8 protein-coding genes and 1 riboswitch are annotated in these 9,708 nt (G+C 44.0%); of the genes, 2 read left to right on the plus strand and 6 right to left on the minus strand.

Annotation, left to right across the window (positions count from 1 at the left end; all coding sequences use genetic code 11):
- The first annotated feature begins 139 nt into the window (after positions 1-139).
- Positions 140-236: riboswitch (TPP riboswitch) on the plus strand.
- Positions 237-431: 195 nt separating this feature from the next.
- Complete coding sequence (locus CW267_RS23800) at positions 432-1,580, plus strand: tyrosine-type recombinase/integrase (protein ID WP_413773662.1); 1,149 nt, start codon at positions 432-434, stop codon at positions 1,578-1,580.
- 38 nt (positions 1,581-1,618) lie between these two features.
- Complete coding sequence (locus CW267_RS23805) at positions 1,619-2,449, plus strand: AbiJ-NTD4 domain-containing protein (RefSeq protein ID WP_100781292.1); 831 nt, start codon at positions 1,619-1,621, stop codon at positions 2,447-2,449.
- Positions 2,450-2,948: 499 nt separating this feature from the next.
- Here the strand turns inward: CW267_RS23805 and CW267_RS23810 are convergent, their stop codons facing one another.
- From CW267_RS23810 to CW267_RS30875, 6 genes are all read right to left on the minus strand, one after another.
- Complete coding sequence (locus CW267_RS23810; RefSeq protein WP_100781293.1) at positions 2,949-3,494, minus strand: recombinase family protein; 546 nt, start codon at positions 3,492-3,494, stop codon at positions 2,949-2,951.
- A 324-nt stretch (positions 3,495-3,818) separates the two neighbouring features.
- Entirely contained in the window at positions 3,819-4,088 is a 270-nt protein-coding gene (locus tag CW267_RS23815; protein WP_100781294.1) for a hypothetical protein, read from the minus strand.
- A 163-nt stretch (positions 4,089-4,251) separates the two neighbouring features.
- Positions 4,252-6,084: a hypothetical protein gene (locus tag CW267_RS23820; RefSeq protein ID WP_100781295.1), complete on the minus strand. Its 1,833-nt coding sequence runs from the start codon at positions 6,082-6,084 to the stop codon at positions 4,252-4,254.
- A gap of 20 nt (positions 6,085-6,104) precedes the next feature.
- On the minus strand, positions 6,105-6,338 hold the full coding sequence (locus CW267_RS30175) for a hypothetical protein (RefSeq protein WP_023341989.1): 234 nt from the start codon (positions 6,336-6,338) through the stop codon (positions 6,105-6,107).
- 20 nt (positions 6,339-6,358) lie between these two features.
- Positions 6,359-6,883 carry a hypothetical protein gene (locus CW267_RS23825; RefSeq protein ID WP_133124642.1) on the minus strand — a complete coding sequence of 175 codons (525 nt, stop codon included), beginning with the start codon at positions 6,881-6,883 and terminating at the stop codon, positions 6,359-6,361.
- Positions 6,884-6,924: 41 nt separating this feature from the next.
- Positions 6,925-9,708: hypothetical protein (locus CW267_RS30875; protein WP_165787466.1), on the minus strand; the 2,784-nt coding region annotated here is incomplete at its 5' end.

Raw genomic sequence — 9,708 nt, forward strand, 5'->3', positions numbered from 1 at the left:
TCCGCCCGCCAGCAGCGGAATGCAATCCCGCCCGGTCGCTTGATGAGCATGATGGCCGCGCGGGTGTCGTTGCAGGGCTAAAGGCTTGTTGTATGAACCGGTGAGTTGCGGTAAATTCCACAACGCTTAACAATTTCACTATTTTGACTCGGGGTGCCCTTCTTCGTTGAAGGCTGAGAAATACCCGTACCACCTGATCTGGATAATGCCAGCGTAGGGGGTTAATTTTTTATACAATTCATTGCGTTACATAAGCTTCTGTTCATTTTCCTGTATGAACTGTAACAGAGGCAGTGTTGATTTTGCTTACGAAACGTATCCGCTATACCTTCCTTCGGGACTCTATCTACTACATTCAGTTTTGCCTTCCAGATGGGAAAATGTTTAGGCGCTCTCTGAACACTGATAGCCATCGTGAGGCCAGTGTTTTGATGATAGCTTTAATGCCTTTTATCCTTCAGGTTAAGAATCGCCAGTTAACTCCAGAAGCTCTCTGTCTCCAGCTTAACGCGCTTAACACTAATCGAATGCTTGAAAGGGCAGCTAGAGCTTTCCCGCTCTCTATGCCGCTCTCCCTTCCTCCAGAGAAGCAGATAGAGCAAAAGAAGGGGCTGCATTTAGGAGAAGCTTGGGCGCAATACAAACATGAGCGGGGGAAGGGATGGACTGCTGCTATCCACTCTGCAAATGAGCGCTATATGGAAGTGTTATTAACCATACTTGGAGATGATAGGGATGTAGCTACCATCACAAAGAGGGACATAAAGCAGGTGATGGAGGTGGTAGAAGGCCTCCCTAAGCGAGTCATACAGCCTTACAGGTCTATGAATATAAAACAGCTCATTGCGTGTGATGTGCCGGAGAAACACCTGATAGGGACGGAGGCGATTCACAAGCATTTAAAAATTTATAAATCTTTGTTTAAAACATTTTTGCAGGAAGAAAAGGACGTACTTACAGCATCCCCTACAGATGGTGTCATAGCTCCGCCGTCTAGCGCTCGCTATGGGGCTTATACAAACAGTGAGATGAAGAGCTTTGTCAGTTATGCAATCGAAGAGGCCAAGCCTGAATGGCTCAAATGGATTATCCTGCTTCTTGCGTATACAGGAGCAAGAAGGGGAGAGATTGCCACCCTCACTAAATCACAAGTGAGATATGACGATGATAGTAATCGTCACTATCTACTCATTACGGACGGAAAAACTGAGAACGCAGCGAGGGAGGTTCCTCTCCATAACCATCTTATTGATTTAGGTTTTCTGGATTTTGCTGCAAGCAAGAAGACGGAGCTTTTCAGTGAAGTAGCGGGAACCAATATGGCTAAGATTGGTAAGGTGATGTCAGATATCAGGGAAGAGCTTAACATCCCATACAGAGACATCCACAACCAGCGGAGGATAGTGCATAGCTTTAGACATAGCGTTGTTACAGCGGCCACTGGATGGATGAATGACATCACTCACTTGCAGCAAGTAGTAGGGCATGAGAAGACGGGGACAGGCATAACGCGCAGGTATATCCACACCTTCCCACTGTCCGTTGTATGTCATATCATTGATGGACTTAACTGGCGGTAAACGTTACATAACTAACACAGCAAAAAGGCAGGCTATTTATGGTTAAGCCGTTCTCTCAAAGATATGGGCATGTTGAAGTAGAGGATGTTTTTCAGTTGTATGGCTTAAATGACCAAACTAGAAAGGCGATTTGGAATTGCTTATATTTGGAAGTTTTCGGAAACAGTCTTTTGAGTTTGATCGCGCCAATATGCTCAAAGAAAATATGGATTCATTATTTTAACAACCCTGCAGATCACGTTCCTAATTATAGCACCGATACGATGAGACAAGATTCTCAGCTAACCATTATAAAACGTTATATATACGGAGAACAGTGGTATAAAGTATTTGATTTGATTGAGTCTATTTTCTTGTATGTTTCAGAGTACCGTAATTGTGATTTAGCTGACCCCCTTAATGATACCTTTGGAAAATATGGTGTTGCCTACAGGGTAATCGATGGATTAATTACGCCTATATCAGATGAAGTGGAAATTGAAAGTATTGAGGGAGCGTTGGCTAATAACACGGAATCCGCTAAAAATCATTTCACAAGAGCGCTAGAGTTAATGGCAGATAGAGAGCAGCCTGATTATAGAAACTCAATCAAAGAATCTATCTCTGCCATAGAATCATTATGCAAGAAGATCTCTGGTAATGAGAAAGGGACTCTTGGGGATTGCCTTAAAACTATTGAGGATAAAGGACATATTCATCCAGCAATGAAACGAGCATTCCAACAGCTATATGGGTATACAAGTGACCAAGGTGGAATACGTCACGCGTTAACAGATGATAGTGAGGAGCCTACATTAGAAGAAGCTCGTTATATGCTGGTGATATGTAGCGCCTTTAGTAATTATCTTGTGTCTAAAATGGCTGATTAAATAAAATTGCGGGGTGCTATTATACCTCGCATTTTTAATGCGGCAGCAGTAAGTAATAGCGTAGCTATAAATCTATTATACATGCCATTGTTAATACAATGTGCTGAGCATCGGTACGATGCAAAGCGTATATAACACTACATATAGCTGTATATAAATTATAGAGATGGAAATAAAAGAAGGGGTGTGAATGAAGGGAGAATTACGAGTAGAGTTGGGGGAATGGGGTTTTGCACTTTTTAAGTGCTGACTAACAAAGAATGCTATCATCAAAAGGCATGAGAGGCACTAACGTGCCCTCACACGCAGCAAAGCTGTAAAGGTCAATAGAGCGCAAGCTATTGCTTGCTGGTTACGCATGGAAAGAGCATTCACAAGCCTGAGCTTGTTCATGCCTTCCCGGCAAGACAGCTTGTCTGTCCATCTCGGGGGCTATTTTTAGAAGTGGCTTTTAAAGAGGAGCATTGTTCTAGTGTTTCTTATACTACTACTGCCGAAATTAAATCCCCTCTATTACCTTGTACACGGTAGTGCGGCTACATCCAATATGTTCAGCTATAGCTTTCTTGTTCATACCTCTATTCCAGCAATCAACAATACTCGTATGTAATTCATCATCAACAGGCTTTCCAAACTTAACACCATTAGCCATAGCTTTCTCTCTCCCCTCCTGAGTACGCTGCAATATTCGCTTACGCTCAAACTCCCCCACAGCAGCTATAACCGTGTATATCATTCTCCCAAAGTCAGAGTTTATGTCTGTTTGCCCTAAATCCATACATACCAGCCCTACGCCTTTATCTTTCAATGCGTCAGCAATAAATAATGCATCTTTGGTATTACGTGCAAGTCTGTCCAGCTTAGTAACATATACCACGTCTCCAGCTTGTACATTATCAATCATACGCTGTAATTCAGGGCGGTTAGTATCCTTCCCTGATATGTTTTCCATGTATAGGATAGAACATCCCAAAGCCCTTAAAGAGGCTTCTTGAATTGCTGTATCCTGTCCAATTGTACTTACCCTTGCATACCCAATATTCATGTTGCCCCTCAACTCTGTTTGATGTGTTCATTATGTATGTGTGTTCACTAACTTACAATATACTGTACATGAAATAAATATATTGACAATGGGCTTGAGAGTTGATCTATTGATTGGTTGGATTGTATGGAAGGGATGGTGAAATAATTTGGGGTAGGGTGATTTGGGAAGGTTGATAGGGGGGCTACGGGGTGTGACTATTATGCATAACGCCACTAACTAAAATCTAGCAGAAAATGAGACATAGCCATTTTTTTTAGCAAAAAAAGCCCTCTCCCCATTACAGGAAGAAGGCCTTAAAGGAAAGAGCTACTATGTAGCGCCTTACAAATTGTCTCGTTCTACAGGAGAAACGTAGAGAATGCCCCCATGCTCATCATATTCACATACAGCTAATCCCGCCTTAACAAGCTTCTCTGTATAATTATAAAAATGCTGCCAGTGGCTCATCCCCATATAGGCACGCTCTCTTGAAGAGAGGACATTAAGCCCTCCCTGTTTAAAGAGCTTACGAGCGTATGCATATAAATAGCCATCCCTGGTTATTTTATTTTGTATAAACGCTTTAGTTAGTGAGTTGTCGCTAATATTCATTCTTTCTTCCTGTTGCGTATGGCCTCTTCTATCGCTTGTTCAATAATGGTTCTTTCATATTTATCTTTATTAATGGCGCGCCATCTAAGAACGAATTTGATAGCAGGAATGAGGCCGAGGGTGATTATAGCACTAACAGTTTCAAGGGAAAGTCTCATACATGTTAGCGCCCATTAATAGAGGAGCTGTCCTGAGCTTTCACCCCGAACATTTCAGCCTCACTCATTTTAAAATATTTAGAATAGTCAGAGGAGCCGTCTAAGTGAGCACGCATCATCACGGATTTATTAATGAGGGGGGCTAACTTGCGCTGCAATTCTCCCACCTTAGCGCGTACACCTGCATTATCTGCATATCCCGGAGCCGCTTTAAACTCAATAGTGTTTCCTGCCCATACATAACGAACAACGTTCTCGGCGTTCTTCGTGTTAGGCACTGGCATAGAAATAGCACCAATCTGTTTCACTTTCTGCGGATAGCCTACAATGGTTTGAGCCTGTTCCCATTGGGACTGGATGGCAGGGACAAGCTTCTCCAGATAGTTCACAGAGATAACATTCTTAACGCTCTCCAGATTGCTCTGGTCGATGCGTCCGCCCATCTTCTGATATTCAAGAAAGGCCGGGTTAGCTAGGTAGTTAACCACTTCATTATAAGACTTAGGGTCAGTATGAGCGCCCGAGAAGCTGCCAGCCCCTCTCAATAGCTGGTTTACGTGATTCTGTAGCTCTTCCATCGTGCCTTTAGGGTCAGCGATAGCAGGGCTCTTATTAGAAAGCTTATTAGTAACGTCCACTAAAGAACCAGTGTACACCTTAGTATCAGCTTTCTCTTCCGGGTCTGTAGACAGAGGATTGGCGGGAGTTACGCTAGGGTTAACATTCTTCTTCAAATACTGTTGCAGGTACTGGCCTGAGGTTCCCAGCAAAGAAGGGTCTACCCCTGCCACCAGTTTAGAGGCTACAGCAATTTTGGCTAAATTGGGGTCAGCCATCATAGGTAATTCAGCGATAGCTTTCAGGCTATCCAGACGGGCTTTAAGGGTATCAGCGCTAATCTGTCCAGAGAAGAACTTATTACGGTTATCAATGGAATCAAAAATGGGCTTAGAAATACTATCTACATAATCGCCGCCAGCAGCGCCTCTAATTTTCATTGTCTGCGCCATAATGCTGTCTTTAATAGCATTAGCTTCCGACATAGCTTGCTCATTTGTAATAGAGCCCGCTGCCAGTTTTTTACCAATCTCATCTAATTGAGTTTGTGTATGGGCGTAAACGTTGGCGCCGAAGTCTGCTGTAGCCTGTTGAGCGTACATTTTATTTTTCTTAAGCTGTAAATCAGCAGCAGCATTAGCACGCTGTACACGGGATGCCGCGATACTCTCTGCCTGAGCTTGAATGCTCATTTTTTGCTTCTGAATGTCCAATTGCTGGCTATAAAATTTCATTTCCCCGATTTGCTGTTGACGTTGGCGATAGAGGTTAAGGCCGTTCTCCTGTTCCTCTGGAGTCATGCTTGGGGTGATAAACCCATCAGCCGTGGCGCTCTTTGTGTCTGCTACAATCTGCTGGTCTACTGCTGTCCCTTGAGCCAGCGTATCCCCCAATCCCTCGGTAGTTGTTATGTCTTTAGTGAAGCCTGTGATCTTCTCTGTGAGATGAGGATTGTTAGCAATAGCCGAGTTATATAGAGCACGTTGGCGGCGTTGAGCCTCCGCATGTGACATAGAACCTTGAGCTACAGCAGCGTCTAAAGCTGTGAGCTTCTGACCGTAGTTGCTAATCACTCCAGCATCTTTAGCGGCCTGAGCTTTCTTAGCCCCTTCTGCGTATCCTTGAGCCACAGCTGTAAAGAGATTCCCTACAGAATTTAGGGCCCCGCTGCCTACAGCAGAGGTAATAGCGCTGGGAGCTGGAGCTACGGCCTGTTGTGGGGAGACGCCACCACTAACACTGCCGCCAATATCAGAAGTATCGAATAAACCATTTGCCATTTTAATATTCCTCTCAATAATTAATGTAAGTTGTAGTCAGAATCAATAAGGGTGCCAGCTAAAGCAGCCTTTAGAGAATGTTCAATGTAAGTGAGCTGTTCACTAAGATTGCGGATATCTTTTAAAGTCTCTGTGTTATGCTCCACAATAGCTTTCATGGAAGCTCCAGACAGAATAATGAAATTAGATTCCACAATCTTTAACGCTTCTTCTGGTGTAATATCGAGAGGGAATGGAATCAGATTATAATTCATAGATGTATGTTCTCTTATTATTAAAACACTGTCTCGTCTGAGACATATTCCACCTCATCAAGGAGAGTCTCCTCAAAGCAATAGTGGCATTTAAGGCGACGCTTCCCTGTATCCTGTCTCTCCTCATCTCCCCACTCATTACGGATATAACGCCATACCACATGTTTATGTTTAGCGTCTAACAGGGTGATGGTTTCACAATGGGGGCATTTCCAATTCTTAAGGCGTCCTCTTACTTCTATATGTCTTTTTTCATCCACACTCTCCAGCCCAAGGTCGATTAACTCTTTCAGAATAGAGGCGGCTGTAAATGTACCATTGAGTCTCATCATTACATCCTCAGGAAATCCTTTAATCTGGATGCGCCTTCCGATGTAATATACGTTCATGTGCTTCTCAATTACTACGCCTTTATAGGCGTAAACAGCAAACCCATTACGGGTAGAATATTCCGGGGTAGTATCATTATATCGGTCTGTCTTTAATGCTCTGCTCTTACGAGTTGGTACACGATGGGTTTTTAATGCTGGGGCTTTAAATAACATTCTCTGTCCTCTTAATGAAGGGCGTCCTTGCCCCTTTTAAATTATTCCTGAGCGGCTTCTTTAGGAGCCTTGTTAAACATAGAGGCCCACGCTTTATAATTAGCGCGTTCTTCCGGGGTGATGTCTGGTACCTTATCAAGCCATTTGTTAGTGTCTTCTGGAGTGGCCCATTTAGACGCTTCCATAATCTTGCGTAACAGACGGTCATCACCATCTTGCACTTTCTGTTTAACCATCCCCCACCACATCTTAGAGGCTTCCGGGTCATCCTTATAGAGCGACATAGCAAGTTGGGCCATCTTAATTTGATAGGCTAGCTGGTCATCTCCCAGCCCCTCGGCAATTAGAATACGGGAATGTTGGTTTAACACTTCCTGTATATCTTCTTTTCGAGTTTTATACTTGCTATTGATATCTTCAACTATCGCCCAATTAACCGCCCCGTTCTTAACAGGGAATCCTAGAGCAATAGCGAAGGCCTCAGGAGTGGAGATGTTGTCTGCGATAGTACCGCCAGCAGAAGCAAACTGCTTACGATATTCAAGAGCCAACATAGCTTTATAGCCATTGGAAGCACCAGAGGAAAGGTTAGCTACATCTCTCCATAATTGCCCCCACAGCATAGGCTCAATCCCCTCAGCAACATCTCCAAACCCCATTAACATTCCTGCTGTCCGTGTCAGGTTAGTGATTCGTGGATTACTGCCAAAGATAAGGGAACCTGCTGGGCTTTCAGTTACTAGTTTGCTGAATCCACCTTCATTAAGCTTCCCTAAGAATTCCACCACACCATAGGCGTTAATAGGATTCAAGGCACTAACATCAACGCGAGAAGGATCTCCAGAAACAGCAGAAATAATACCGTTGACGCTGGCGCTTAACAGGCCATCCACTACAACATTACGCGCAAATTCATTTGTGGGTAGTTCATCTGAGAATAGGTTGTAAATGTCTTCTGTCCCAATTCCGTAGAGGAGGGAGACAGACGCCGCCATAGCAGCACGATTCTTTAGTGGAATAGCTTTATTAGTTAACACGAGCTGCGCAAGTTTGACAGGCACTTGTAAGTATTGCGTAAACACTGACAGGGTATTCTGGTTCATCGCTAAGTTGCCAGAGCGTGAGAAGTTACCTGTGAAATTACGGGCTTGGTGAACTACATCGTCCAGAGCTGCTTTGGTAAGCAACTTGCCCCCCTTGCGAGCTTCACTATAGTGAGCCATAAAGGAGGATGCCTGAACCATATACTCACCAGCATCAAAGCCAATCTTACGAGAGCCGGATACTACAGCTTTCCCTACGGTGATAGGAGCTTTAGTAACCCTCTTCAACTTACTGTCACGTGCCGCCTTCATTGTTTTCACTGAGGCATCAACGGTTGTGTCCACTAACCCTTTGGCAAGGTCATGCTTGTTAATCCCTTTCGTAATACCGCTCTCATTAAGAGCCTTCATCATATCATCCCACTCTCCCTTGCTGCGCCCGAACGTCTTCAGGACAGCTTCAGGAATTCCACCATTCATTAGGTGATGAGTAATGAGAAGGAGGTTATCCCCAATTAAATGGCCTGTGTACGCAGGGAAACGAGTAGCTAAAAGGATTACCTGAGAGGATTGCATAACTAATTGGCGCAGGGGGTTAAGAGCAATCTGTAATACAAACGGAACAGACTTCACTTTATTAACAGGAGAGGCTTCTGAGGCTCCACGTAAAATACGCTCTACCTTACCAAAACCGTTAGTGCCTGCCATCTCAGCAAAGCTGTTAGCGATTGACTTATACCCATCATCAATTAAGTTAGTATATCCATTTTCCATAGCCCTGATATACTCGAAGGTAGCCCTAGCGTCTGCGGCTTGTTTGGAAGTACCTTTAATCTCAGACACATTAGAAGGATAAACAGCGCGCCCATGATGAGTAGGCATCACATCAGAATAGGTAGCCATGAGGCGCTTTTTAGATGTCTCAAGCCAATCACGATAGGAGACACGAGAACTAATAGCATTAATGCTATTCATCATCGCTTCCCCCGGAGACTCAATGTGTACAGCATCAAGCTCCATATTACTACCTGTAGCGTCTTCTAAGCGTTTTCCCCGGATACGCTGAGCACTTAGCCCACTGGCTGTATGTAATTGCGTATTAGCTTTCTCATAGTCCTCTCCTTTAAGGTCATTACGGAAACGATATTCCCCCGGAGAGGTGGTCTTATATCGTTCAATGGCCTTGTTAGCTGAGGGGATATCTGGGGCAGTTGCTACCGTTTTCCATATTTCATTTCCGTTACTATCTTTCAGAGGGGAGCCGTTCTCATCAAATAGTTTACGCTCAATGAAGTGGGGCTGTTTGTAGCGTACAGCGTAATACCCATGCCGATATGAAAGGATTGGTTCACCGTGGCTTAATGGGCGAATGTAACCAGCCTCAGCGCTGTTATGGTTGATTACGTGTTGAACCTTGATGCCATCAATATCCATCACATCAGCGGCCTCTGCAATGCTTTTGTTTCCTGCGTACATCTCATCAAGCTCAATTTTTGACAAAGTGCGTACTTCATCATTAATTGGGTCATAGGCTCTAACACCGTCCCCCACTTGAGAGCGTTTAACAGGACGGGCAATAACATCAAATCCCGTTTCCTTATAAGTTAGTTTGCCATATCCACGAGTTTTATAGCTTTTAACTAAATCAGCGTTAGTTAAAGCCCAGAGAGTATCCTGAGTTTTACGAAAGCTCTGGAAACCAGCTATCTCCTGAGCGCTCCATCCCTCAGCCTTGAGCGTGACTGGAGAGAGGGCTTGCCCTTTCAGGTTAGCCTCTTTAAT

The organism is Klebsiella sp. X1-16S-Nf21 (assembly GCF_002837615.1).
Classification (GTDB): domain Bacteria; phylum Pseudomonadota; class Gammaproteobacteria; order Enterobacterales; family Enterobacteriaceae; genus Klebsiella; species Klebsiella variicola.

What these genes read in the sequence shown, in the direction of transcription:
- CW267_RS23800 (WP_413773662.1), top strand. Translation starts at nt 432, where the DNA reads ATGATAGCTTTAATGCCTTTTATCCTTCAGGTTAAGAATCGCCAGTTA.
- CW267_RS23805 (WP_100781292.1), top strand. Translation starts at nt 1,619, where the DNA reads ATGGTTAAGCCGTTCTCTCAAAGATATGGGCATGTTGAAGTAGAGGAT.
- CW267_RS23810 (WP_100781293.1), bottom strand. Translation starts at nt 3,494, where the DNA reads ATGAATATTGGGTATGCAAGGGTAAGTACAATTGGACAGGATACAGCA.
- CW267_RS23815 (WP_100781294.1), bottom strand. Translation starts at nt 4,088, where the DNA reads ATGAATATTAGCGACAACTCACTAACTAAAGCGTTTATACAAAATAAA.
- CW267_RS23820 (WP_100781295.1), bottom strand. Translation starts at nt 6,084, where the DNA reads ATGGCAAATGGTTTATTCGATACTTCTGATATTGGCGGCAGTGTTAGT.
- CW267_RS30175 (WP_023341989.1), bottom strand. Translation starts at nt 6,338, where the DNA reads ATGAATTATAATCTGATTCCATTCCCTCTCGATATTACACCAGAAGAA.
- CW267_RS23825 (WP_133124642.1), bottom strand. Translation starts at nt 6,883, where the DNA reads ATGTTATTTAAAGCCCCAGCATTAAAAACCCATCGTGTACCAACTCGT.